Raw genomic sequence first — 24,086 nt, 5'->3', positions numbered from 1 at the left:
GCTCTAGACTGTCGCATCGTTCCCCTTTCCGGACCCACGCGATGACCGACGTCCTGCCGCTGACCACCGACCCCGATTCGGGCCTCCAGTACCGGCTGCGCCCGGCTGCCGGCCGCCCCGCCGCGCGCCTGTTGCTGCTGCACGGCGTCGGCGGCAACGAAACCAACCTGCTGAACGTGGCCAGCGTGATCGATCCGCGCATCGAAATCGCGTTCCTGCGCGGGCCGCTGACGTTCGGCCCCAATCAGCACGCGTGGTTTCCGGTGCGCTTCGGCCCGAATGGCCCCGAAATCGATGCGGCCCGCGCCGACGCCAGCCGTATGCAACTGATCACGCTGTTGCGCGCCTTCCGTGCGCGGGATGACGCGGATGCCGCGTTGCCGACCGTGATCGCCGGCTTCAGCCAGGGCGGCATCATGAGCGCCGGCGTCGCGCTGACTTCGCCGAACGACGTCAGCGCGTTCGCCGTGCTGTGCGGGCGCATCCTGCCGGAAATCGATCCGCTGATCGCGCCGCGCGATGCGCTTCGCCCGCTCCATGCGTTGATCGTCCACGGCCGCTTCGACGACAAGCTGCCGGTCGCCTGGGCCGACACGGCCGATGCGAAACTCACGGCGCTCGGCGTCGCGCACGATACGCGGCTGTACGCGGCCGGCCACGAACTGACGGCGGAAATGGCGGGCGACTTCGGCCGCTGGGTCGGCGAGCGCACCGGGTTGAACTGACCGCACCGGGAACGCCGGCCCGAGCACGGACCGGCGTTCCCGGCGGATGCCGTCACACGTTCCGCGCGGGATCCGCAACGACGTGCGCGGCTGTGGGCGCGGCAACCGCCTGCTCGCGCAAGGCACCGCGCTTCGTCAGCTTCCAGCCGACCACCAGCGCAAGCACCACGACCGGAATCGTCGCGATCGTCCACGTGCCGCCCGGATAGTCGAACGCCATCAGCACCAGCACGGCGACGAGGAACGCGAGCGTGAGCCACGACGTGAACGGCGCGCCGGGCATCCGGAACGACACGGCCTTCATCTCGCCGCGATTGACCGCGCGGCGGAACAGGATCTGGCACATCACGATGAAACCCCACGTCGTGATGATCCCGAGCGACGCCATGTTCAGCACGATCTCGAACGCCTGCGCCGGGACGATGTAGTTCAGCGGCACGCCGATCGCATTGATCGCGACCGTGATCAGGATCCCGCCGTACGGCACGCCGCGCGCGTTCATCCGCGACACGAAACGCGGCGCCGAGCCGCCCATCGCGAGCGAGCGCAGCACGCGCCCGGTCGAATAGAGGCCGGAGTTCAGGCTCGACAGCGCAGCCGTCAGCACCACCACGTTCATCACCGTGCCGACGTACGGCACGCCGAGCTTGCTGAAGAACGTGACGAACGGGCTTTCGTGCGAGCTGTACGCGGTCCACGGCAGCAGCATCGTCAGCAGCACGACCGAGCCGACGTAGAACAGCGCAATGCGCCACATCACGCTGTTGATGGCCTTCGGCAGCACCTTGCGCGCATCGGCGGTCTCGCCCGCCGCGACGCCGACGAGCTCGATGCTCGCGTACGCGAACACGACGCCCTGCACGATCAGCACGGCCGGCAGGATGCCGTGCGGAAAGATCCCGCCATGGTCGGCGACCAGGTGAAGCCCCGTCGCCTGGCCGGCGACCGGATGGCCGCTCGCGAGGAACACGGCGCCGACCGCGAGAAACACCGCGAGCGTGCCGACCTTGACGAGCGAGAACCAGAATTCCATCTCGCCGAACACCTTCACGCCGATCATGTTCATCACCGACACGATCCCGAGCGCGCCGAGCGCGAACACCCATTGCGGCACGTCGGTGAATACGGCCCAGTACTTCATGTAGATCGCGACCGCGGTGATGTCGACGATGCCGGTCGTCGCCCAGTTCAGGTAGTACATCCAGCCCGCGACGAACGAGGCGCGCTCGCCCATGAATTCGCGCGCATACGACACGAAGCTGCCGCTGGTCGGCCGGTGCATCACGAGCTCGCCGAGCGCGCGCATGATCAGGAACGCGAACACGCCGCACACGAGATACACGAGCGCCAGCGCCGGCCCCGCGCTTTGCAGGCGCCCGCCCGCGCCGAGAAAAAGGCCCGTGCCGATCGCGCCGCCCATTGCGATCATCTGCACGTGCCGCGGCTTCAACTGCTTCGCATAGCCGGCTTCGTGCGACGCGAACATCGCATCGGGATCGGCATGGCGGGAATCCGCGCCGCCGGCCGCATCGGCCGGGCGCTCGCTGGTGTGTTTCATCGAGAGTCTCCGTTATTTCTTGGTGTGTCGCGCCCCGCTCAGGGGCGCTTTCGGTACGGCCGTGCGCCGGCCGGCGTCAAAGCACGCGCGGCCGGATCAGGGCTTCGGGTTGCAGCGCCTCGTCGAGTTGCGCGGGAGTCATCAGCGCGTGTTCCAGCACGACCTCGCGGATCGATTTGCCGGTGGCGTGCGCTTCGGCGGCGACGGCCGTCGCACGCTTGTAGCCGATGTACGGGTTCAGCGCGGTAGCGAGCGCAACCGAGCGCTCCATCGTTTCGCGCAGCCGCTCGGGATTCGCGGTGATCCCGCTCACGCAGCGCTCCGCCAGCGTCGTGCATGCGGCCGTCAAATGGCTGAAGCTGCGGAACAGCGCGCTCGCGATCACCGGCTCGAACGCGTTGAGCTGAAGCTGTCCGGCCTCGGCCGCGAAGGTCACGGTCAGATCGTTGCCGAACACCTCGAACGCGACCTGGTTGACGACTTCCGGGATCACCGGATTCACCTTGCCGGGCATGATCGACGAGCCGGCCTGAACCGGCGGCAGGTTGATCTCGCCGAAGCCGGCGCGCGGGCCGCTCGACAGCAGCCGCAGGTCGTTGCAGATCTTCGACAGCTTCACGGCGATCCGCTTGAGCACGCCCGACACCTGCACGAACGCGCCGCAATCCTGCGTCGCCTCGATCAGGTTCGGCGCGGTGCTCAGGTCGAGCCCGGTGATGCGCCGCAGCGCGGCCAGCGCCTTCTCCGCATACTGCGGATGCGCGGTGATCCCCGTGCCGATCGCGGTCGCACCGAGATTGATCTCGCGAATCAGCCAGCCGGCTTCCTGCAGCCGCGCGATGTCTTCCGTCAGCATCACCGCGTAGGTCGAGAATTCCTGGCCGAGCGTCATCGGCACCGCGTCCTGCAACTGCGTGCGGCCGAGCTTCAGCAGCCCGGCGAACGCGTCGGCGCGCTCGGCGAACGCATCGCGCAGCCGCGCCATCGCCTCGAGCAGGTGCTCGACCGCGAAGCACGTCGCGACACGGATCGCGGTCGGATAGACGTCGTTGGTGCTCTGCGCGAGATTGACGTGCTCGTTCGGGTGCAGGTATTCGTACTGCCCGCGCGCGTGCCCCATGATTTCGAGCGCGCGGTTGCAGATCACCTCGTTCGCATTCATGTTGGTCGACGTGCCGGCGCCGCCCTGGATGACGTCGACGACGAACTGGTCGTGCAGGCGCCCTTCGCGAATCTCGACGCACGCGGCGGCGATCGCATCGCGATACGGCCGCGGCAGCAGCCCGAGCTCGCAGTTGGCGTCGGCCGCCGCTTCCTTCACGGCCGCGAGCGCCAGCACGAGGTACGGCAGCGAAGCAATGGTGCGGCCCGTGATGTCGAAATTCTCTTTCGCGCGCAGCGTATGGACACCGTAATAGGCGTCAGCCGGGATACTTCGTTTACCTAAAAGATCCGCTTCGACGCGGAAGCCGCTTTCTGTCATCGTGCCCTCCTGAGTGTCTCGTGCCGCTCGTCGTCCGCCGCTTCCCGACGCGACGGGTTCGCATTCTATGCCTTTGCAAAAACAAGCTCGCTTCTGTATTATCGAAAGCGGTTTTGCGTGGGACGCAACAGCGAGAAGCGAATGAAAAAAGGCGCGAGAGAAACCGGCATCGATCACCTGGGCGCGATGCGTGCGTTCGTGAGAGTGGTCGAAACGGGGAGTTTTTCGGCGGTCGCGAAGGAGATGCACGTGTCGACGTCGACCGTCGCGCGCAAGGTGACGGCGATCGAGGACGCACTCGGCGTCGCGCTGCTGCATCGTTCGACGCACAGCGTGACGCTCACCGAGGCCGGCCATATCTACCTGGAACGCGCGGTCACGCTGATCGCCGATCTCGACGACACGCTGCGCGTCGTCGCCGAGCTGAATGCGCAGCCGAGCGGCCCGCTGAAGCTCACCGCGCCAGTCGCGTTCGGCCGCCGCCATCTCGCGCCGCTGGTCGCGCCGTTTCTCGCGCGCTATCCGACCATCCAGCTCGACGTGCGGCTCACCGACAACCACAACGACCTCGTGGCCGGCGGCTACGATCTCGACATTCACGAAGGCGAGAATTACCTGGACAACCTGGTCGTCCACCGGCTGTCGCGCAACGACAGCATCCTGTGCGCGACACCCGGCTATCTCGACCGCTGCGGCCGCCCGGCGTCGCCGGACGACCTGAAGCACCACAACTGCCTGCGTTACGTGCATCCGGAAGGCGATCCGCGCTGGGATTTCGTGAACGGCAACGCCCGGCACAGCGTGCTGCCGGCCGGCAATCTCGTCACCGATCATTCCGAGTTGCTGCTCGAAGCGACCTGCGCGGGGCTCGGCATCGCGGAGTTCGAGATCTGGCTGGTGCGCGACCTGCTCGCGAGCGGCCGGCTCGAAGCCGTGCTGCCGCGCTACCGGCTGCAGAACCGGCTGACCGGCGAATACATCTACATCGCGTATCTGGCGAACCGGCGCAGCTCGGCGAAGCTGCGCGTGCTGAAGGACTTTCTCGCGGAACACCTCGCGCAGATCGGCGAGCTGTCGGCGCTGGAGCTGGCGAAGATTCGCGGCGCGCGCACGTAGCGCCCGCGCCCGCGTTCACGTCGGCGCCGGCCGGCAGGCATGTGCCCGCCGCCGCGCACGGCCCGGGTGGCGGGCCGTCGGCAGCGGCGCATCCGCGCCGCTCAGACCGCCTGCAATTCGAACGGGAACGTGGCGTGCCCGAACTCGACGCCCTGCGTATTGAGCATCCGCGGCCGGTGAAAGCCGGCCAGTTGCGCGCGCTGCGCGTCCGTGCCGATCCGCAGCCGCTCGAGGATTTCGCTGACGACCATGTAGAGCACGTCGAGATTGCCGTCCTCGATCTTCACCGAGATGCCGAGCGCGCCATCCGCGCCGAGCTGCCGCGTGCGTTCCGAGGCGCGCACGCCGATCCCGTAGCACGCATCGGCGCCGAGCTTGCCGACCACCTGCCCGTCGAACGCGTTCATCAACACCGTGCAATAGCGCCCGTCGCCCGCGACGAGTTCCGGATAGGCCGTCATCGCACGATGGATACGCGCCAGCGCGCGGACCCGATCGGTGAGCGCGCCGCCGCCCGCTTCCACCGCGTCCGCACCGTCGGCCAGCGACGCGTAAAGACGCGCGAGGCGATCCAGCGGGAACGCCGGCGTCGGCAGGTTGCACCCGTCGATGCCCCAGTCGACCTCGTCGTCGCGCAACCCGCATGCATCGGCCACCCCATGCTTCACGCGCACCTGCATCGGATGGTCGGGCAGATGGTAGTCGGCGATCGGCGCGCCGATCGCCCGCGCGCCCGCCAGCATCCCGACATGCTTGCCCGAACAGTTGCTGCACACGCCGGTCGGCGTGTAGTCGCGCTTGATCCACGATCGGTACACCGCCTCGGACAGCGGCGGATGGCCGCCGCAACGCAGGTCCGATTCGTGCGCGGCCACCTTCGCGAGCATCGCCCGCGTCCGTTCGATGTGACGCTCCTCGCTGCTGTGCGACGCGCACATCAGCGCGATGTCCGCATCGTCGAAACCGAAGCGCTCCGGCGCGCCCGTCTCGATCACCGACAGCGCCTGCGCCGGCTTGGCGGCCGACCGCGCCAGCGTCATCCGGAACGGATCGCCGAATCGGGCCAGCAGCCTGCCGCGTGCATCGACCACCGCTACATGGGCGACGTGCGTGTTCTCGATCGCGTTGCCGCGGTATGTGACAACCGCTGCGCGTGGGGTCTCCATCGTGTCTTGTCTCCTTGCTCGGGGCCTGATTGCCGGGGCCCGTCCAACCGGTACGGCAGTGTAGCGAGTCGCTGCCGCCGCGCGCCGTCCCGACGATGGAAAGCGGTGTTGCACGCGACGCAAAGGTGATCGCGCCCCCACGAAAGCCTGACCGGATACGTACAACAACCCTTCGATCGTTTACATATTTGATGCCAATCCGTACAATTGCGACCGCAAACGCGAATCATACGCATTTACATTGACGTCTTCCGATGTTTCGGCCCGTGCGGCCCACATCGAGAAAACGCACCCAATCACCGAACCTTCCGCTGCTTCCCGATATGCCCGCCCAGTTCAAGACGAGGCCTCGTGCCCTCGTGTCGGCGCTGACCTGCTCCGTTTTCCTGACACCGCTGCTCGCTTCCGCCGCAACCGCACCCGCTACCGTTCCCGCCCCTGCCGCCGACCGGCCCGTGCCGGCCGCCGACGCACCGGCGACGCTGCCGACGATCGCGGTCCAGTCGTCCGCGCTGTCGGACATGCAGGTGAAGCGCTCGCCGTCGTACAAGTTCACCGCGCCGCTGCTCGATACGCCGCGCTCGGTCACGGTGATCCCCGAGCAGCTGATCAAGGAAAAGAACGTCACGTCGTTCGCGGACGCGCTGCGCTCGGTGCCCGGCATCACGTTCCTCGGCGGCGATGCGGCCGCGAACCCGTCGGCCGACCGCCCGGTGATCCGCGGCTTCGAATCGCGCAACTCGATCTTCGTCGACGGGATGCGCGACTCCGGGCTGCAGAACCGCGAGACGTTCGCGGTCGAGCAGATCAGCGTGATCAAGGGCCCCGATTCGGTCTATGCGGGCCGCGGCTCGGTGGGCGGCAGCGTCGACATCGTCACGAAGACGCCGAAGAACGACAATTTCGTCAACAGCAGCATCGGCTTCGGCACCGACGGCTACAAGCGCGCGACGGTCGACGCGAACCGCAAGATCAACGACACGACGGCCGTGCGGCTGAACGTGATGGGTCACGACGCGAACCAGGCCGGCCGCAACGACGTGTACAACAAGCGCTGGGGCGTCGCGCCATCGATCGTGTTCGGGCTGAACACGCCGACCACGGTCACGGTCAGCTACTACCACATGAACGCGTACGACATGCCGGACTTCAGCGTGCCGTTCCGCGCGTCGGGCGGCACGCCGGTGCCGACCGACCGCGGTCAGTTCTTCGGGCTGAACACGCGCGATTACCGCTACGGGCAGACCGACACCGGCGAAGTACGCGTCGAGCACAAGCTCAACGACGACTGGAAACTGAAGAACACGACGATGTTCGGGCGCACGACGCTCGATTACGTGGCGACGAATCCGCAGATCTCGACCCGGTATCCGGACCGGCTCGGCATGCAGGCCAAGAGCGGCAAGTACGCGACGAACGGCATCGCGAACCAGACCGAGATCACCGGCCGCACCAACCTGTTCGGCATGCAGCATACGATGACCGCCGGCGTGGAATTCAGCCAGGAGCAGAACCGCTACGAGGGCTACCTCGTCACGGATGCATCGGGCACGAACCTGCGCACCGGCGATATTTGCGTCACGTCGCCCGCGTTCTGCGCGCCGATTTCCGGCGGCTGGAACCCGAACATGCCGTGGACCGGCAACATCGTGCTGAACGGCGACAAGGGTTTCCCCGGCGCGACCACCAACACGCGCACGACCACCGCGTCGGCGTACCTGTTCGATACGGTGAAGCTGACCGAGCAGTGGCTGTTCAACGCGGGGCTGCGCTTCGACCGCTACGACCTGACCGCGAAACAGGCCGGCGCCGCCGACCTGTCGAACACGTCGAACCTGTTCAGCTACCAGTTCGGCCTCGTGTACAAGCCGGTGCGCACCGTGAGCCTGTATGCGTCGTACGGCACGTCGTCGAACCCGCCCGGTTCGAACGGCGGCCTCGGCGGCGGTACCGACCAGATCACCGCGAACAACCAGAACCTGTCGCCCGAGCGCACGCGCAACATCGAGGTCGGCGCGAAGTGGGACGTGATCGACCAGCAACTGTCGCTGACGTCCGCGCTGTTCGACACCGAGAAGACCAACGCGCAGGTCAGCGACGGCCTCGGCCACACGATCAACGCGGGCAAGCAGCGCGTGCGCGGCGCCGAGCTGGGTTTCGCCGGCAACGTGACCGACAAGTGGCACGTGTTCGGCGGCTACACGTACCTGAATGCGGTGACGGTCGATGCAGGCCCCGGCAATCCGGGCGGCTCGGGCCTGCCGATGGTGATGGTGCCGAAGCACAGCTTCACGCTGTGGACGAGCTACGACGTGATGCCGAAGCTGACGCTCGGCGCGGGCGCGACGGTGATGAGCAAGACCTATGCATCGGTGTCGCCGACCGTGAAGAAGTGGACGCCCGGCTATGCGCGCTTCGACGCGGCCGCGACGTGGCGCGTGAACAAGACGATGGACGTGCAGCTGAACGTGCAGAACCTGTTCGACAAGAAGTATTACGCGAGCGCGTACCCGATCTACGCGACGTGGGCGCCGGGCCGCTCGGCGATGGTCACGCTCAACTTCTATCAATGACGCCGCAGGCGGGCGGGCGCGATGCGCCCTGCCCCTCCCTGCTCACCGCGGCAGCGAATACGTCTTCACGTTCGTGAAGCGCTTCATCGCTTCCTGCACGCCTTCCTCGTACCCGAGCCCCGAATCCTTCACGCCGCCGAACGGTGTCGGTTCGAGCCGAGAGCCCGGCACGTCGCGCCCGTTCATGCTGCCGACTTCCAACTCGGTGACGAAGCGCGTGATGTGGTCGAAGCGGTTCGTGCACACCGACGACGACAGCGCATGGCCGGTGCCGTTCGACATCCGGATCGCTTCGTCGATGCGCGAAGCGCCGGCGTCGGCCGGACACCCGTTCACGCGAGGTGGTAGCGCAGCCAGAAGGTTTCGCGGCACGCGTTGTCGAACGTCAGCCGCGACGGGCTGATCGGTTGCGCATCGGGATGGTGGAGCACGTCGTAGTCGATCCAGCATTCGGCGCACAGCAGATCGGACGGCGCGCGGTCCTGCTCGACCGAGCGGCGCACGATCGCGCCGTTGTCGAAGCGGTATTCGGTTTCGTCGCGCGTGACCTCGACGTCGTCGTCGGTCCAGCGGTCGTGCGACGTGACATGCGACACGATCGACACCGGGCCCGCGAGCCCGTGGATCGCGGCGACGTAGGAAATGAGCTTGTCCATGGCGAGGCGGCGAACTGGCGGAGGGCGGATTCGCGCAACGCATGCTGCGCGAATCCGCCCGAGCGGCGAGTATAGCCGCGCGCCGAAGACCTTGCCGCCTGCGGGGTTTCGCGCGCTACGCGTCCAGCGCGAGCAATGCGAACGTCGCGAGCCAGTGCTCGCCCATGTAGTCGCCGGCCACGTGCGCGAGCGCGCTCGCGAGATGCCGGTCGGCCGCGTCGAGCAGCTTCACGCGCCGCGCATCGCCCTCCGGCAGCGCGCCGGCCAGCGCGCGCTGGCACCACGCGCGGCTCAGGTTCAGCCCGTCGAGGTGCGCGATCTTGCCGTCGCTGCGGTCGCTGACCGTCGCCGGCTCGAACAGCGTCGCCGGCTCGCCGCGTGCGAGATCGGGCAGGAAGCGCGCGAACCAGCCGTCGAATTCGGCGGCCGGCAGCACGCGCCGCATCAGCTCGGCCTCCATCAGCGCGGGAGACAGGAATTCGTCGCCCGACGGCTCCCACGCCTGGCACGCGACGTCGTTCAGGTGCCAGCGTTTCGCGGTATCGACGATCAGCGCCGCGAGCCCGTCGCGCTGCGTGTCGCGCGCGAAGTCGAGCGTGAGCGCCAGCGCGAACGCGGTGTTGAAGTGCGTGCCCACGCGCAGCGGATAGGTCGCCTTCGGCAGGAAGGTCTCGAAGCGCGACACGAACAGGTCGGTGAGCGGCGCGATCGTCTTCGCCCAGCGCGCGGCCTGCGGCAGCGCGCCCTTCAGCGCGAGCCGCTCGAGCTGCGCCGACAGCGCGAGCAGCCACGCCCAGCCGTACGGCCGCTCGAAGCCGCTGTTGTGCGGCAGCGCGAGATACGCGCGCTCGCCGGCGACGTTCGCGTCGGTGAAATGCGCATCGACGGTCGCGACGATGCGCTCGGCCTCCGGCAACGCCGGATAGCGTTCGAGCACGCGCAGCACGAGCCAGTAGCCGTGCACGCACGAATGCCAGTCGTAGCTGCCGTAGAAGATCGGGTGCAGCGCGCGCGGCGCCTGCACGTCGTGCGGGCCTGCGAGCGCATGCGTGAGCTTGTTCGGATATTCGCGGGTCAGGTGCGCGAGCGCGAGCGACGCGAATTTCGACGCGAGTTCGGGGGTGAGTCGGTCGGTCATGAGGGTCTCGTCCATCGAATCAGAAGCGGAATGCGAACGCATACATCAGCAGCGTGTTCACGGCGAGCAGCAGCACGGCGGTCGGCCACTGCGCCTTGATCACGCCGTTCTTGTCCTTCAGTTCGAGCAGCGCCGCCGGCACGATGTTGAAGTTCGCGGCCATCGGCGTCATCAGCGTACCGCAGAAACCGCTCAGCATCCCGATCGCGCCGACGATCGCCGGGTTGCCGTGGAACTGGTGGACGATCAACGGCAGGCCGATGCCGGCCGTCATCACCGGGAACGCGGCGAAGCCGTTGCCCATGATCATCGTGAACAGCGCCATGCCGACCGTGTAGGCCGCCACCACCGCGAACGGCGAATCGATCGGCACCCAGTCCTTCACGAGCCCCGACACCACGCCGCCGACGCCCGCGACCGCGAACAGCGCGCCGAGCGCCGCGAGCATCTGCGGCAGGATCGCGGCCCAGCCGACCGCGTCCATCGTATGACGCGCTTCCTTCAGCGCATGCACGGGCGAATCGCGCAGCATCGCGAGCGCGACGACGAACGCGACGATCGTGCCGAGCACGAGCGAAATCAGCGTCACGCTCTTCGGTTCGACGAACGGCACGAGCTTCAGCGCGAACGTGCCGATCAGCGTGACGACCGGAATCAGCAGCGCGGGCAGGAACAGCCGGTTGCCGAAACGCCGCGCGAGCGTCTCGCGCCGCGCGGCCGCCGCGTCGCCGGCTTCGTCGGACTTGCCGCGCCCGAGCTTGCCGGAGCCGGCGATCACCGCCAGCGCGATCGCGAGGCAGCCCGTCACGAAGTGCGGCAGCCGCGCGCCGAGCAGGAACGTGACCGCGTAGATCGCCCAGAACGCGAAATTGACGACGCGGCGCGGGTTCGTGCGATCCGTCAGGTTGAAGTACGCGAACGCGGCGAACATCAGCCCCGCGAGCGTGTACAGCGATTCGAGGCCGATCATCGCGCGCCCTCCTGCTTCACCAGGCCGAAGCCGCGCGTCAGCCGGCGGTCGAGCAGCGCGAGGCGCGTGCAATGGATCAGCAGCGCGGCGATCGCGGTCGGGATCGCCCATACCGACAGGTGCAGCGGCTCGATCGCGATGCCGTTCTGCTCGAGAAAGCCCTTGATCAGCAGGATCGACTGGATCGCGATGAAGATGTCCTCGCCGAAGAACACGGCGACGTTGTCGGCGCCCGACGCATGCGCGCGGATCTGCTGGCGCACCGCGTCGGGCAGCTCGCCGTGCCGGTTGACGGCGGCGGCTTCGGCCATCGGCGCGATCAGCGGCCGCACCATCTGCGCATGGCCGCCGAGCGACGTGAGGCCGAGCGCGGCCGTGGCCTGGCGCAGCACGAAGTACAGCATCAGCACGCGGCCCGTGGTCGCCGCCTGCACGCGCGAGATCATCTGCCGCGCCTGCTCCTTGAGCCCGTTGCGCTCGAGCAGCGCGATCACCGGCAGCGTCAGCCAGATCAGCCCCATGTAGCGGTTTTCGGTGAACGCCTTGCCGAATGCGCTGACGATGTCGACCAGATTCAGGCCGCCCGCCAGCCCGGTCGCGAGCCCCGCGATCGTGACCACCAGCAGCGCGTTGAAGCGCAGCGCGAAACCGATCACCACGATCGGCACCCCAATCAGCACCAGCATTTCCCCTCCTTGTGTCGGATGCGCGGCACCCAGGCAACGCGCTGCCCGCCCGGTTTCGACCGGGCTCGGACGGCGCAATCTAACACGAGACTTTATCGATAAAAAGTCGACAAATTACAGGTTCGGGTAAACGTTGAAACCGGCGAACACCGTGCACGCACCCTGTGTCGGCGGTATTTCATCGGAGGAATCGGGCGGCCGGCGCGCGTGGCGGAGCCCATGGCCGCCGACTAAACTGGAAAGCATCGGCAACGGACGGGAGAGCCGCCATGATTGACGTATTCCAGACCATCGGCAGCCGCGCGTTCTCCGCTCATCTGGCGAAGGACGGGATGGTGACGCTGATGGAGCAACGCCACGAAGTCGACCGCGTGACGCTCGCGACGGCCTATGCCGCGCTCGTCGAGGAAGCCGAGCAGGAAAGCGACCTGCGCGACGCGACGGTCGAGGGGATGATGCGCGCGCTGATCCAGGGCTACGCGCGCAGCCATTGACGGCGCGGCCGCGCATCGGCTCGTGCGGCCGGCAGCCCGGTGTGGCCGATCCGGCCCGCTACGCGGCCGGCGTGCCCGCGCCCATGCCGAACCACCGGCCCGCGCGCAGTTGCCGGTAGTCGGCTTGCGTGAAGATCCTCAGCAGGTTGGCGAGCGCGCCGTGACTGGCGCGGTCCAGTTCCGTCATGAAGGCTTCGACCTCGTCGCGGCCGGCAAACAGGATGGTGCTGAAATAGCGCGCGCGCTCCGCGTCGGACAGGTTCGTCGCGCTCAGCTGGTACGGATGGTGAAGTGCCGCGAACAGGAAGTAGTTGCGCTCGGCGTCGTCGCGCAGCACGCGCACCGCGTCCGGCTCGACCGGAAAATCGCGGCAGAACGACGCATGTCCGCTCTCGATGAAGATCCGGTACAGCAACCGGCCGGCCCGCTCGATGACGATCGGTGCGTACGGGTCGCGGCTGACGAGTACGGTATCGGGCACGGTCATCAGGCTCTCCTCTTTCTTTTTTGTCCACGCCGGCACGGTAACATGCCGGCTTCCGCACGGCGCGTCGGCACGATCCGTCGCCCCGACATGCACGGCCGGCACCGGGCCGCCGCCCTCAGGCGCCGGAAAACACCGCACCGTCATAGAGCAAAAACACTGAAACGGCGCCATGCGCGAATTTTTCGATTGCCGCCGCTCGCGCCGCATGACAGCATGCGGGCGTCGCCAACCGAAAAGAATTCCGTGCCGTCCGCCCGCCGATGCCGTTCGGCGGCGCCGGACAGGCCATGCTTTCCATGAACCCGGCCCATCTCCAACACTACGAACCGACCGGAGCATTCCGCTTGTGAACATCGGCATCGTCAACGACCTCCCGCTTGCCGTCGAGGCGATGCGCCGCGCGATCGCGCGACGACCCGAGCACCGCGTGCTGTGGGTCGCGACCGACGGCGCGCAGGCCGTCGAACTGTGCGCCGCGCAGCCGCCCGACGTCGTGCTGATGGACCTGATCATGCCGAAGTTCGACGGGATCGAAGCGACGCGGCGGATCATGCGATCCGAACGACCGTGCGCGATCCTGATCGTGACGAGCTGCATCGGCGCGAATGCGTGGCGCGTGTTCGAGGCGATGGGCGCCGGCGCGCTCGACGCGGTCGATACGCCGCGGCTCGGCGCCGGCGCGGCCGGCGACACGACGGCACTCCTGCTCGCGAAGATCGATCAGATCGGCCGGCTGCTCGACGCGCCGGACGGCACGCGCCTCGCCGGTACGGCCGCGCGCGCCGGCGGCGGTCCGCTGATCGCGATCGGTGCGTCGGCCGGCGGCCCGGGCGCGCTCGCATCGATCCTCGGCGGCCTGCCGGCGGATTTCAACGCGCCGATCGTGATCGTGCAGCACGTGGACCGCGCGTTCGCGGAAGGCATGGCGCAATGGCTCGACGGCCAGACGCCGCTCACCGTGCGCGTCGCGCGCGAAGGCGACCGCCCGCAACCGGGCGTCGCGCTGCTCGCCGCGACCGACGACCACCTGCGCATCACCCGCGCCGGCACGCTCGAATACACGCGCGAGCCGGCCGCGACGCCGTATCGTCCGTCGGTCGACGTGTTCTTCAACAGCCTGACCGAGCACTGGTCCGGCCGCGTGATCGGCGTGCTGCTCACGGGAATGGGACGCGACGGCGCGATCGGCCTGAAGGCGCTGCGGATGAAGGGCTACCATACGATCGCGCAGGACGAGGCGACCAGCGCGGTATACGGCATGCCGAAGGCGGCCGCGACGCTCGGCGCGGCGCGCGCGATCCTGCCGCTCGGCCGCATCGCGGGCGAGCTGGCGGCGCTCGCCCGGATCTGAGCCCGATGAACCCGCGCAACACCCATGCCTGCCCTCGCAACACACCGCATCGAACATGACTAGCGACCTGACCCGCCCGCCGGGCAGCCCGACCACGCCGAGCGCCGACGTGCCGGCCATGGTGCTGCTGGTCGACGACCAGACGATCGTCGCGGAAGCCGTCCGGCGCGCGCTCGTCGACGAGGAAGGCATCGACTTCCACTACTGCCCGCGCTCGGACGACGCGCTGACCACCGCGATCGAAACGCGGCCGACCGTGATCCTGCAGGACCTCGTGATGCCCGGCATCGACGGGTTGAGCCTCGTGAAGTCGTACCGCGCGAACGCGGCGACACGCGACGTGCCGATCATCGTGCTGTCGACGCAGGAAGAACCCGTGATCAAGAGCGCCGCGTTCGCGGCCGGCGCGAACGACTATCTCGTGAAGCTGCCCGACCGCATCGAGCTCGTCGCGCGCATCCGCTACCACTCGCGCTCGTACATGAACCTGCTGCAGCGCGACGAGGCCTATCGCGCGCTGCGGCAATCGCAGCAGCAACTGCTCGAGGCCAATCTCGAACTGCGGCGTCTCACGCATTCCGACGGCCTGACCGGGCTGTCGAACCGGCGCTATCTCGACGAATACCTGGCGGCCGAATGGCGCCGCGGCACGCGCGAGCGCAGCGAGCTGTCGCTGCTGATGATCGACGTCGATAATTTCAAGCTGTACAACGACACGTACGGACACGTGTCGGGCGACAGCGTGCTCAAGCAGATCGCGTCGACCATCGAGCGCTGCCTCGGGCAATCGGGCGATCTCGCCGCGCGCTTCGGCGGCGAGGAGTTCGCGGTGGTGATGCCGGCCACGTCGCCGGGCGCCGCGCGGCTGCTCGGCGAGAAGATCCGGCTCGCGGTCGAGGCGCTGCAACTGCGGCACGCGCATTCGTCGACCGGCAACACCGTGACGATCAGCATCGGCGGCGCGAGCATCGTGCCCACGCCCGGCCTGCCGACGACCGTGCTGATCGAGGCGGCCGACCGCGCGTTGTACCGCGCGAAACACGAAGGCAAGAACCGCGTCGAGATCGATTCGTCGCCGCCGCCGCCCGGCGCCGGCGGGTTCGGCGTGCCACGCGACTGAGCCGCCCGTCCGTTTACGCGGCGCCGAGCCGGCGCGCGTAGTCGTTCGGGTCCAGCGGGCGGCTGAACAGGTAGCCCTGCTGCATGTCGCAGCCGATCTGCTGCAGGAACCACGATTGCGCCTGCGTCTCGACGCCCTCCGCCGTCACCTTCATGCCGAGCGAATGCGCCATCGCGACGACGGCCTGCGTGATCGCGACCGAGTCGTGGTGATCGGGCACGCCCGACACGAACGAGCGGTCGACCTTCAGGTTGTGCAGCGGGAAACGCTTCAGGTAAGCGAGCGACGAATAGCCGGTGCCGAAATCGTCGACCGAGATCCGCACGTTCATGTCGGTGAGCGCTTCGAGCATCGGCAGCACGGTATCCGTGTCATTCATCAGCAGTCCTTCGGTAATCTCGAGCTCGAGCGCGGACGGATCGAGCCGCGTTTGCGCGAGACAGCGGCCGACCGACTCGACGAGCCCTTCGTGAAACTGCCGCGGCGACAGGTTGACGGCCAGCATCAGGTCCGGCGCGATCGTGCGGCGCCACTCGGCCATCTGCCTGCAGGCCGTTTCGAGCACCCACTGGCCGATCGCGACGATCAGCCCCGTATCTTCCGCGACCGGGATGAATTCCGCCGGCGACATCGGCCCGAGTTCGGGGCTGGTCCAGCGCAGCAGCGCTTCGGCGCCGACCGTGCGGCCGCTGCGCGCGTCGACGACGGGCTGGTACGCGAGCCGCAGCATGTCCGACGTCAGCGCGCGCCGCAGCGACTGCTCGACCGCGAAGCGGCGCTGCAGCCGCAGGTTGAGCTGCGCGGTGAAGAACGTGAAGTGATTGCGGCCCCGCTGCTTCGCGTCGTACATCGCCGAATCGGCGTTGCGCATCAGCGTGACCGCATCGTCGCCGTCGCGCGGCGCGACGCTGATCCCGATCGACACGCCGAGCCAGTACTCGTTGTTCGCGATCGCGAACGGCTTCGCGATCGCGTCGATCACCTCTCGCGCCAGCACCGCGAGGCGCTCGGGATCGTCGCAGTCGTCGACGAGGATCACGAACTCGTCGCCGCCCACGCGCGTCAGCGCGTAGCGACCGCCCGCGCAGGCCGCGAGCCGCGCCGCGACGCTGCGCAGCAGCGCGTCGCCCGCGTCGTGCCCGGCCGTGTCGTTGACCTTCTTGAACCCGACGAGATCGATGAACAGGATCGCGACGCGTGCCGGCCGGCCCGCATCGTGCCCGCCGAACAGCTCGCGCATGCGCTCGGCGAGCCAGCGGCGGTTGTAGAGGCCCGTCAGCGCATCGCGCGTCGCCAGGTAGCGCAGTTGCTGCTGCGCTTCGCGCACGGGGCCGATGTCGTTGAACGACACGAGCACCGAATCGGCCTGCGTCTCGCCCGGCCGCACGATCGGCACCGCGTTGCCGCGCACCCAGATGATGTCGCCGTCCGCGAGGCCGAAGCCGACCGTGTAGTCGAGCATCGGCGTGGCCGTCTCGAGCGCACGCCGGCTCGGCCAGTCGTGCGGCGCAATCGGCGTGCCGTCCTCGCGCAGCTTGCGCGGGATCAGGGTCGACAGCCGGCGGCCGACGAGATCGCCCTTCACGCGCAGCATCCGGCTCGCGCTCGGGTTGCTCGCGATCACGATGCCGTCGCGCGATACGACGAGGATGCCTTCGTTCAGGCTGTTGACGACGAGCCGGTGATGTTCCTCGCTGCGCGCGAGCTGCCGCGCGATCCGGTCCTGGTGTACCGCGAGGCCGACGCTGTTGCCGATGTCGCGCAACAGTTCGGTTTCCTCGTCGCTGGGCCGCCGCGGCCGGCGGTGATAGACGGCGAACGCGCCGAGCACGGCACCCGCGTCGTCGACGAACGGCACCGACCAGCATGCGCGCAGGCCCAGCGGCAACGCGACGCCACGGTAGTCGGCCCACAGCGGATCGGTTTCGATGTCCTCGACGGCGACCATCCGGCGCTCGTACATCGCCGTGCCGCACGAGCCGGCCGCGGGGCCGATCGTCGCGCCGTCGATCGCGGCGCTGTACTGCGCGGGCAGCGACGGCGCGGCGCCGACGCGCACGTGCATGCCGTCGGCATCGAGCAGCAGGATCGTGCATGACGCGCCATCGCCGAGCAAAGTCTCGGCGCGCCGGCAGACCTCGACCAACAGTTCCGGCAGCGGTGTATTGCGCGTGATCAGCCTCAGCACGCTTTGCTCGGACGCGAGTACTTCCGCCGCGAGACCGAGGCTGTAACGAGAGCTCCGCGGTTCGGTATTCAAGATGAATCCTGCCGTCTGTCCGATCGGGTCTGATGCGCCCGATTCGTTATCGATCCTTCGTGCCGTTTTCGCTCCGGGTTTACGCCGATGCCCGGTGCGCCCCGTTTTCGCGCACCGAGCCAGGGTGCGCCGAAATATATTTAACACCAATACGGGACGCCCCGCGCGTCCGTGTGCATCAGGGGTTACGCTCGGTCGCGATGCCGCTCGCGGCCGGCGGTCAGCCTTCCGAAAGGTTCGCGCGTCTGCGAACGCCTCGGGCATCGTCGGCCGTGCCGGCTGCTATCGGACAGCATCGCGGCCGGCCAGACCGCGTTTTCGTATCCGTGATTCAATGTCGACGGAACCGGCGTCGCGCATTCCGGCGGCCCGGCGATAGGTACCCTCACCGAACGACCTTCACTGGATCACCATGACGAACCCTGCCGAAATCAAGGCGCTCGTTTTCGATGTCTTCGGAACGATCGTCGACTGGAGAAGCGGTGTCGCACGCGGCGCCGCCGCGTTCCTGGAGCGCCACGCGCCGACCCTCGACCCGTTCGTGTTCGCCGATGCCTGGCGCGCCGAATACTCGCCGTCGATGGAAGAAATCCGCAGCGGGCGCCGCCGCTACGTGCGGCTCGACGTGCTGCATCGCGAAAACCTGGTCCGCACGCTCGACCGTTTCGGCATCGACGGCGTGCCCGACGCGGACATCGACACGCTCAACCTCGCATGGCACAGCCTCGACCCGTGGCCCGACGCGGTCGCGGCGCTGCACCGGCTGAAGCGGCGCTTCATCATCGCGCCGCTGTCGAACGGCAACATCCGGCTGATGGTCGACGTCGCGAAGCGCGCGGGGCTGCCTTGGGATGCGATCCTCGGCGCGGAAGTCGTTCGCGCGTACAAGCCGTCGCCGCAGGTGTACACCGACACCGTCGACCTTCTCGGCCTCGCGCCCGCCGAGCTGTGCCTGGTCGCGGCGCACAACGGCGATCTCGCGGCCGCGCGCCGGCAGGGGCTGTCGACCGCATTCGTGCTGCGGCCGACCGAGCACGGGCCCGGCCAGACGACCGACCTGCAGGCCGACGACGCGTGGGATTTCGACGTCAGGGACCTGAACGAACTCGCGGACCGGCTCGAGTGCCCGGGTTGAGTGCCCGGGCTGAGTGCCGGTTGCACGGCACGCCCCTACACCGCGATCGTACTGCGCCGCGAGTTGCGCGCCGCATACCGGCGGGCCGGCGTCGGCGGGATCCACAGGCAGATCCGCCACACCGGCCTGAAGCCGCTCGCGCGCTGAGGACGGTGCTCACCCGACGTCACCCCGCCTCCGTTACTTCACCACCGCGCGCCATGCAGTCCGCGCATAGATCAGCAGCAACGGCAGCAGCGCCAGCGCGAACACCATGGAAAGCGCCAGCACCCACACCGGCCATTGCTCCGGGTTCCCGTGCGCCCAGTAGCGGTAAGGCACGCTCAGGAACCCGATTTCCATCAGCAGCGCGCCGAGCGGCACGAGCCCGTTCATCACCGCCGCCATGCCAAAGCGCGCCGCACCGTCGATGTTCTTTCCCGCGCCGTACGCCGCGATCAGGTAGACGAAATACCCGATGATCGCGACCATCAACGCCCCACCGGCCAGCAGGCCGATACTGCGCACGCTGCGTTCATGCAGTTGCGTCGCCCCGGCCGGCAACACGACATCGATCTTCTCGCCGATCTCCGGCACGCCGCCCGAGCGGACGTTGCCCGGCAGCACGACCCGCTTGCCATCCGGCATCACGGCTTCCAGGATCGACGTGTACATGATGCACCGGTAGCGCTCGGTGCGCCCGCTGCTGTCGCGCCGCTCGCAGGTGTCCCACTCGGACTGGTAGGACACGACGGTCGCCTCGTATTTCGGCGACACCGCCAGTTCGCGGAGTTCGTCGCCGATCCAGTACGCGAACGGGAAAAACAGCGACACCAGGCAAAAACACACGAGCCACCAGAACGCGACCGCGCCGCCAGCCCCGCGCTTGCCGCCGGTCTGGCGGCGCACCATGCGCGCGGCGAGCCAGTACGCCGCCACGCCGAATACGGCCACACAAACCACGAAAACCTTGCCCGCATGCGTCAAAGCCATCTGCCCTCCCCTTTCTCCCGCGAGCCGGCCCGATTACCGTCGGCCGTTTTTCCATCGATGCCGATCACGTCGCCGCCGTCGCCATCTCGACGAGCGAGCACGCGCGTCGCTATTCCGCCTCGCCGATGAATTTCAACGTCCCCGCTTCGCCCGACAGCAGCGCGCGATTCGCGTCCGCCGCCGCGCGCAGGTAATCCCACAGCGCGGTCACGCGCCGCAGCTTGCGCAGATCCTCGCGGCACGTCAGCCAGAAACACCGCGTGACGACGACATCGTCCGGCAGCACCGGCACGAGCGCCGGCTGCGTGGCCGCCATGAAGCACGGCAGGATCGCGAGCCCGCCGCCTTGCAGCGCCGCGAAATACTGCGCGATCACGCTCGTCGTGCGCAGCCCGGCCGTCGCGCCCGGCACCGCGCGATCCAGGTACAGCAGCTCGTTGCTGAACGCGAGATCGTCGACGTAGCTGATGAACGTGTGCCGCGCGAGATCGTCCGTGCACGTGATCGGCGCGTGGTGCGCGAGGTAGTCGCGCGTCGCATAGAGCCGCAACCGGTAGTCGCACAGCTTCGTGACCACGTAAGGCCCGCGCTCGGGCCGCTCGAGCGTGATCGCGAGATCGGCCTCGCGCTTGGGCAGGTTGACGAAATGCGGTACGGGCAGCAGGTCGACCGTCACGTGCGGATGTTCGGCGCGAAACTGCGCGAGCTGCGGCGCGAGGAAGAAGCAGCCGAACCCTTCGGTCGACCCGATCCGCACGTGGCCCGACAGCGCCTCGCCCGTGTTCGCGATCTGGTCGCACGCGGACTGCACGGTCGTCTCCATCGCGTCCGCATACGCGACGAGCCGCTGCCCCTCGGCCGTCAGCGTGAAGCCGCCGGAGCGCGACTTGTCGAACAGCAGCGTGCCCATCGCCGCCTCGAGCGCGCGCACGCGCCGCGCGACGGTCGTGTAATCGACGCCGAGCCGCTTCGCGGCGCCGCTCGCGCGCTGCGTGCGCGCGACTTCGAGGAAGAACCGCAGGTCGTCCCAGTTCAGGTTGCCGGAAACCGGCTCGGTGGCATGTCGCATCGGCGAGGGGAAAAGGGGCTGGCGTCTCGGGGCCGGCCGTCGATATGCATAAATGCACATCCAACCGGTTTCTTTATCGGTACATGATGAATCCGCGCATAACTATACTCGACCCTGACCTGCGGACCATGAGCTGCAGGCAATAAAACCGGAGACACCATGCAGACCCGATCCACCCTCGATGAGCATGCGACCATCGCGACGCCGGCGCCCGAGCGCACCGCGAAGCACTACCTGCTGGCCGGCTGGGCCAGCATGGCCGGCACGACGATCGAGTGGTACGACTTCTTCCTCTACGGCACGGCCGCCGCGCTCGTGTTCAACCGCATCTTCTTCCCGTCGCTGGACCCCGTCGTCGGCACGCTCGCCGCATTCGGCACGTTCGCGGTCGGCTTCATCGGCCGGCCGATGGGCGGCATCGTGTTCGGCCACTTCGGCGACCGCATCGGCCGCAAGTCGATGCTGATGATCACGCTGCTGCTGATGGGCGTGCCGAGCATGATCATCGGGCTGATCCCGTCGTACGACCGCATCGGCTACTGGGCCGCCGCGCTGCTGATCGCGATGCGCTTCCTGCAGGGCATGGCGGTCGGCGGCGAATGGGGCGGCGCGGTGCTGATGGCCGTCGAACACGCGCCGAAGGGCCGCAAGGGGCTGTTCGGCAGCCTGCCGCAGACGGGCGTCGGGCTCGGCCTGATCCTGTCGTCGGTCGCGATGGCCGCGGTCGCCGCGCTGCCGGAAGCCGACATGCTGTCGTGGGGCTGGCGCGTGCCGTTCCTCGCGAGCATCGCGCTCGTCGGCCTCGGCTGGTTCATCCGCGCGAAAGTGCCCGAATCGCCCGACTTCGAGAAGATGCAGCGCCAGGGCAAGGCCGAGAAGTCGCCGGTGACGGCCGCGCTGCGCCGCCATCCGCGTGAAGTGCTGACGATCGTCGGCGCACGCGCCGCCGAGAACACGTGGTTCTACATGGTCGTCACGTTCGCGCTCGCTTACGCGACGCAGCAGCTGCATCTGCCGAAGGCGGAGATGCTGCACGCGATCACGGCCGGCGCCGCGCTGTCGCTCGTCACGATGCCGCTGTGCGGCCACTTGAGCGACCGCATCGGCCAGCGCCGGATGTTCGCGATCGGCCTCGTGCTGATGTGCGCGTTCGCCGCGCCGTTCTTCATGATGCTCGGCACGCAGCAGACGTCGTATGCGTGGTGGGCGATCGTGCTCGGCCTCGGCGTCGTGTTCCCGATCCTCTATGCGCCGGAATCGCTGCTGTTCGCGCAGCAGTTCCCGGCGGAAATCCGCTACAGCGGCATCTCGCTGTCGGTGCAGCTGGCCGGCGTGATCGGCGGCGGCTTCGCGCCGATGATCGCGACGTCGCTGCTCAAGGCCGGCGGCGGCCAGCCGCACTACGTGATCGCGTACCTCGTCGGCTTCGGCGTATTCGCGCTCGTGTGTACCGCATTGATGCGTCCGGCGCGCACCTGAGCCTGCCGCCGGCCGCCAGTCGAACCCCTTTCGTCCTGTGCTCCGCCGTGCGTGCACGCGCGGCGGAAGCAGGCGCCCTTTGTCATCGCCCCACCGTTTTCCGGAGAGTTCCATGAACGCCGCAGTTCCCCAGACCACCCTCGCCCTGCCCACCGCCAAGCTGCTGATCGACGGCGCGTTCGTCGACTCGCGAAGCGCCGAATGGGGCGACATCGTCAACCCCGCGACGCAGGAAACGATCGGCCGCGTGCCGTACGCGACGCTCGACGAGGTCGATGCCGCGATCGCGTCCGCGCAGCGCGCGTTCCAGACCTGGAAGACGACGCCGATCGGTGCGCGGTTGCGCATCATGCTGAAATTCCAGGATCTCGTGCGCCGCAATCTCGAACGGATCGCGCATACGCTGACCGCCGAGCAAGGCAAGACGTTGCCCGACGCGCAGGGCGACATCTTCCGCGGCCTCGAAGTCGTCGAGCATGCGTGCTCGATCGGCACGCTGCAGCAGGGCGAGTTCGCGGAGAACGTCGCGGGCGGCGTCGACACGTATACGCTGCGCCAGCCGATCGGCGTGTGCGCGGGCATCACGCCGTTCAACTTCCCCGGGATGATCCCGCTGTGGATGTTCCCGATGGCGATCGTCTGCGGTAACACGTTCGTGCTGAAGCCGTCGGAGCAGGACCCGCTGTCGACGATGCAGCTCGTCGAACTCGCGATCGAGGCCGGCGTGCCGCAAGGCGTGCTGAACGTCGTGCACGGCGGCAAGACGGTGGTCGACCGCCTGTGCACGCATCCGGACATCAAGGCGATCTCGTTCGTCGGCTCGACGCGCGTCGGCACGCACGTGTACAACCTCGGCAGCCAGCACGGCAAGCGCGTGCAGTCGATGATGGGCGCGAAGAACCACGCGGTCGTGCTGCCCGATGCGCACCGCGAGCAGTCGATCAACGCGCTCGTCGGCGCGGGCTTCGGCGCGGCCGGCCAGCGCTGCATGGCGACGTCGGTCGTCGTGCTGGTCGGCAAGGCGCGCGACTGGCTGCCCGAGCTCGTCGAGAAGGCGAAGGCGCTGAAGGTCAATGCGGGCCACGAACCGGGCACCGATGTCGGCCCGGTCGTGTCGAAGGCCGCGCATGCGCGCATCACCGCGCTGATCGAAGCAGGCGTGAAGGCCGGCGCGAAGCTCGAACTCGACGGCCGCGACGTGAAGGTGCCCGGCTACGAGCAGGGCAACTTCGTCGGCCCGACGATCTTCTCGGGCGTGACGACCGACATGTCGATCTATACGGAGGAAATCTTCGGGCCGGTGGTGGTCGTGCTCGAAGCCGACACGCTCGACGACGCGATCGCGCTCGTCAACCGCAACCCGATGGGCAACGGCGTGGGCCTGTTCACGCAGAGCGGCGCGGCCGCCCGCAAGTTCCAGAGCGAGATCGACATCGGCCAGGTCGGCATCAACATCCCGATCCCGGTGCCGGTGCCCTACTTCAGCTTCACCGGTTCGCGCGGCTCGAAGCTCGGCGATCTCGGGCCGTACGGCAAGCAGGTCGTGCAGTTCTACACGCAGACCAAGACGGTCACCGCGCGCTGGTTCGACGACGACGCGACGGCCGGCGGCGTGAACACGACGATCGCGCTGCGTTGACCGGGAGCC

Annotated in this window: 21 protein-coding genes and 1 pseudogene; 9 read left to right on the top strand and 13 right to left on the bottom strand. The window is 68.1% G+C overall.

Going from position 1 to position 24,086, the window contains the following annotated elements; all coding sequences use genetic code 11:
* Positions 1–41: 41 nt before the first annotated feature.
* A complete protein-coding gene (locus WJ12_RS25770; protein ID WP_059558255.1) occupies positions 42–725 on the top strand; it encodes an alpha/beta hydrolase in 684 nt (227 codons plus the stop codon).
* A gap of 52 nt (positions 726–777) precedes the next feature.
* Here WJ12_RS25770 and WJ12_RS25765 read toward each other — a convergent pair whose 3' ends face one another.
* Complete coding sequence (locus WJ12_RS25765; RefSeq protein WP_059558257.1) at positions 778–2,283, bottom strand: amino acid permease; 1,506 nt, start codon at positions 2,281–2,283, stop codon at positions 778–780.
* Between the two features lie 76 nt (positions 2,284–2,359).
* Positions 2,360–3,766: an aspartate ammonia-lyase gene (aspA, locus tag WJ12_RS25760; RefSeq protein ID WP_034185910.1), complete on the bottom strand. Its 1,407-nt coding sequence runs from the start codon at positions 3,764–3,766 to the stop codon at positions 2,360–2,362.
* Between the two features lie 141 nt (positions 3,767–3,907).
* On the opposite strand from aspA, the gene WJ12_RS25755 reads away from it, so the two are divergent.
* On the top strand, positions 3,908–4,882 hold the full coding sequence (locus WJ12_RS25755) for a LysR family transcriptional regulator (RefSeq protein WP_034185909.1): 975 nt from the start codon (positions 3,908–3,910) through the stop codon (positions 4,880–4,882).
* Between the two features lie 101 nt (positions 4,883–4,983).
* Here the strand turns inward: WJ12_RS25755 and WJ12_RS25750 are convergent, their stop codons facing one another.
* Positions 4,984–6,048: an asparaginase gene (locus WJ12_RS25750; protein ID WP_049028893.1), complete on the bottom strand. Its 1,065-nt coding sequence runs from the start codon at positions 6,046–6,048 to the stop codon at positions 4,984–4,986.
* A gap of 323 nt (positions 6,049–6,371) precedes the next feature.
* On the opposite strand from WJ12_RS25750, the gene WJ12_RS25745 reads away from it, so the two are divergent.
* Positions 6,372–8,621 (top strand): TonB-dependent receptor, encoded by a 2,250-nt coding sequence (locus WJ12_RS25745; RefSeq protein WP_059558259.1) that lies wholly within the window; start codon positions 6,372–6,374, stop codon positions 8,619–8,621.
* A 42-nt stretch (positions 8,622–8,663) separates the two neighbouring features.
* Here the strand turns inward: WJ12_RS25745 and WJ12_RS25740 are convergent.
* The 5 genes and pseudogenes from WJ12_RS25740 to WJ12_RS25720 form a co-directional block, all read right to left on the bottom strand.
* Positions 8,664–8,921: pseudogene (locus tag WJ12_RS25740) on the bottom strand (aldehyde dehydrogenase family protein); the annotation flags it as partial.
* A 32-nt stretch (positions 8,922–8,953) separates the two neighbouring features.
* Positions 8,954–9,277, bottom strand: coding sequence for a hypothetical protein (locus tag WJ12_RS25735; RefSeq protein ID WP_034185905.1), 324 nt, complete (start codon positions 9,275–9,277; stop codon positions 8,954–8,956).
* 115 nt (positions 9,278–9,392) lie between these two features.
* Entirely contained in the window at positions 9,393–10,415 is a 1,023-nt protein-coding gene (locus tag WJ12_RS25730; RefSeq protein WP_034185904.1) for a DUF2891 domain-containing protein, read from the bottom strand.
* 19 nt (positions 10,416–10,434) lie between these two features.
* Positions 10,435–11,385, bottom strand: coding sequence for a DUF979 domain-containing protein (locus WJ12_RS25725; protein WP_034185903.1), 951 nt, complete (start codon positions 11,383–11,385; stop codon positions 10,435–10,437).
* Entirely contained in the window at positions 11,382–12,071 is a 690-nt protein-coding gene (locus WJ12_RS25720; protein WP_049035857.1) for a DUF969 domain-containing protein, read from the bottom strand. Before WJ12_RS25720 ends, WJ12_RS25725 begins: the two co-directional genes overlap by 4 nt.
* 269 nt (positions 12,072–12,340) lie before the next feature.
* Between WJ12_RS25720 and WJ12_RS25715 the strand changes: the two genes are divergently transcribed.
* Positions 12,341–12,565, top strand: coding sequence for a hypothetical protein (locus WJ12_RS25715; RefSeq protein WP_034185901.1), 225 nt, complete (start codon positions 12,341–12,343; stop codon positions 12,563–12,565).
* Between the two features lie 58 nt (positions 12,566–12,623).
* On the opposite strand, the gene WJ12_RS25710 is transcribed toward WJ12_RS25715, so the two are convergent.
* Together WJ12_RS25710 and WJ12_RS36105 are read right to left on the bottom strand one after the other, a co-directional pair.
* Entirely contained in the window at positions 12,624–13,052 is a 429-nt protein-coding gene (locus WJ12_RS25710) for a hypothetical protein (RefSeq protein WP_059558646.1), read from the bottom strand.
* A gap of 115 nt (positions 13,053–13,167) precedes the next feature.
* Positions 13,168–13,350: a hypothetical protein gene (locus WJ12_RS36105; RefSeq protein WP_156444790.1), complete on the bottom strand. Its 183-nt coding sequence runs from the start codon at positions 13,348–13,350 to the stop codon at positions 13,168–13,170.
* Positions 13,351–13,398: 48 nt separating this feature from the next.
* Between WJ12_RS36105 and cheB the strand changes: the two genes are divergently transcribed.
* Together cheB and WJ12_RS25700 are read left to right on the top strand one after the other, a co-directional pair.
* Entirely contained in the window at positions 13,399–14,403 is a 1,005-nt protein-coding gene (cheB, locus tag WJ12_RS25705) for a chemotaxis response regulator protein-glutamate methylesterase (RefSeq protein ID WP_034185900.1), read from the top strand.
* 55 nt (positions 14,404–14,458) lie between these two features.
* Positions 14,459–15,523 (top strand): diguanylate cyclase domain-containing protein, encoded by a 1,065-nt coding sequence (locus WJ12_RS25700; RefSeq protein ID WP_034185899.1) that lies wholly within the window; start codon positions 14,459–14,461, stop codon positions 15,521–15,523.
* Positions 15,524–15,536: 13 nt separating this feature from the next.
* Here the strand turns inward: WJ12_RS25700 and WJ12_RS25695 are convergent, their stop codons facing one another.
* Entirely contained in the window at positions 15,537–17,783 is a 2,247-nt protein-coding gene (locus WJ12_RS25695; RefSeq protein WP_059558263.1) for a putative bifunctional diguanylate cyclase/phosphodiesterase, read from the bottom strand.
* A 412-nt stretch (positions 17,784–18,195) separates the two neighbouring features.
* Between WJ12_RS25695 and WJ12_RS25690 the strand changes: the two genes are divergently transcribed.
* The gene (locus WJ12_RS25690) at positions 18,196–18,918 is read left to right on the top strand and encodes a haloacid dehalogenase type II (protein ID WP_059558265.1); all 723 of its coding nucleotides are present in this window, start codon (positions 18,196–18,198) and stop codon (positions 18,916–18,918) included.
* A gap of 180 nt (positions 18,919–19,098) precedes the next feature.
* Here the strand turns inward: WJ12_RS25690 and WJ12_RS25685 are convergent, their stop codons facing one another.
* Both WJ12_RS25685 and WJ12_RS25680 read right to left on the bottom strand, forming a co-directional pair.
* Complete coding sequence (locus WJ12_RS25685) at positions 19,099–19,890, bottom strand: hypothetical protein (protein WP_059558266.1); 792 nt, start codon at positions 19,888–19,890, stop codon at positions 19,099–19,101.
* Between the two features lie 109 nt (positions 19,891–19,999).
* A complete protein-coding gene (locus tag WJ12_RS25680; protein ID WP_059558267.1) occupies positions 20,000–20,959 on the bottom strand; it encodes a LysR family transcriptional regulator in 960 nt (319 codons plus the stop codon).
* 159 nt (positions 20,960–21,118) lie between these two features.
* On the opposite strand from WJ12_RS25680, the gene WJ12_RS25675 reads away from it, so the two are divergent.
* Entirely contained in the window at positions 21,119–22,438 is a 1,320-nt protein-coding gene (locus tag WJ12_RS25675) for an MFS transporter (protein ID WP_034185894.1), read from the top strand.
* A gap of 112 nt (positions 22,439–22,550) precedes the next feature.
* Complete coding sequence (locus tag WJ12_RS25670) at positions 22,551–24,077, top strand: CoA-acylating methylmalonate-semialdehyde dehydrogenase (protein WP_034185893.1); 1,527 nt, start codon at positions 22,551–22,553, stop codon at positions 24,075–24,077.
* Positions 24,078–24,086: the final 9 nt, after the last annotated feature.

It is taken from the genome of Burkholderia seminalis (assembly GCF_001718535.1).
In the GTDB taxonomy this organism is placed as follows: domain Bacteria; phylum Pseudomonadota; class Gammaproteobacteria; order Burkholderiales; family Burkholderiaceae; genus Burkholderia; species Burkholderia seminalis.
This window is presented reverse-complemented; position numbering and strand designations above follow the sequence as displayed.

Coding starts and splice junctions, on each gene's coding strand:
- WJ12_RS25720 (WP_049035857.1), bottom strand. CDS start 12,071: ATGCTGGTGCTGATTGGGGTGCCGATCGTGGTGATCGGTTTCGCGCTG.
- WJ12_RS25725 (WP_034185903.1), bottom strand. CDS start 11,385: ATGATCGGCCTCGAATCGCTGTACACGCTCGCGGGGCTGATGTTCGCC.
- WJ12_RS25675 (WP_034185894.1), top strand. CDS start 21,119: ATGCAGACCCGATCCACCCTCGATGAGCATGCGACCATCGCGACGCCG.
- WJ12_RS25690 (WP_059558265.1), top strand. CDS start 18,196: ATGACGAACCCTGCCGAAATCAAGGCGCTCGTTTTCGATGTCTTCGGA.
- WJ12_RS25685 (WP_059558266.1), bottom strand. CDS start 19,890: ATGGCTTTGACGCATGCGGGCAAGGTTTTCGTGGTTTGTGTGGCCGTA.
- WJ12_RS25750 (WP_049028893.1), bottom strand. CDS start 6,048: ATGGAGACCCCACGCGCAGCGGTTGTCACATACCGCGGCAACGCGATC.
- WJ12_RS25700 (WP_034185899.1), top strand. CDS start 14,459: ATGACTAGCGACCTGACCCGCCCGCCGGGCAGCCCGACCACGCCGAGC.
- WJ12_RS25680 (WP_059558267.1), bottom strand. CDS start 20,959: ATGCGACATGCCACCGAGCCGGTTTCCGGCAACCTGAACTGGGACGAC.
- aspA (WP_034185910.1), bottom strand. CDS start 3,766: ATGACAGAAAGCGGCTTCCGCGTCGAAGCGGATCTTTTAGGTAAACGA.
- WJ12_RS25745 (WP_059558259.1), top strand. CDS start 6,372: ATGCCCGCCCAGTTCAAGACGAGGCCTCGTGCCCTCGTGTCGGCGCTG.
- WJ12_RS25710 (WP_059558646.1), bottom strand. CDS start 13,052: ATGACCGTGCCCGATACCGTACTCGTCAGCCGCGACCCGTACGCACCG.
- WJ12_RS25770 (WP_059558255.1), top strand. CDS start 42: ATGACCGACGTCCTGCCGCTGACCACCGACCCCGATTCGGGCCTCCAG.
- WJ12_RS25765 (WP_059558257.1), bottom strand. CDS start 2,283: ATGAAACACACCAGCGAGCGCCCGGCCGATGCGGCCGGCGGCGCGGAT.
- WJ12_RS25670 (WP_034185893.1), top strand. CDS start 22,551: ATGAACGCCGCAGTTCCCCAGACCACCCTCGCCCTGCCCACCGCCAAG.
- WJ12_RS25730 (WP_034185904.1), bottom strand. CDS start 10,415: ATGACCGACCGACTCACCCCCGAACTCGCGTCGAAATTCGCGTCGCTC.
- WJ12_RS25735 (WP_034185905.1), bottom strand. CDS start 9,277: ATGGACAAGCTCATTTCCTACGTCGCCGCGATCCACGGGCTCGCGGGC.
- WJ12_RS25755 (WP_034185909.1), top strand. CDS start 3,908: ATGAAAAAAGGCGCGAGAGAAACCGGCATCGATCACCTGGGCGCGATG.
- WJ12_RS25715 (WP_034185901.1), top strand. CDS start 12,341: ATGATTGACGTATTCCAGACCATCGGCAGCCGCGCGTTCTCCGCTCAT.
- WJ12_RS36105 (WP_156444790.1), bottom strand. CDS start 13,350: ATGGAAAGCATGGCCTGTCCGGCGCCGCCGAACGGCATCGGCGGGCGG.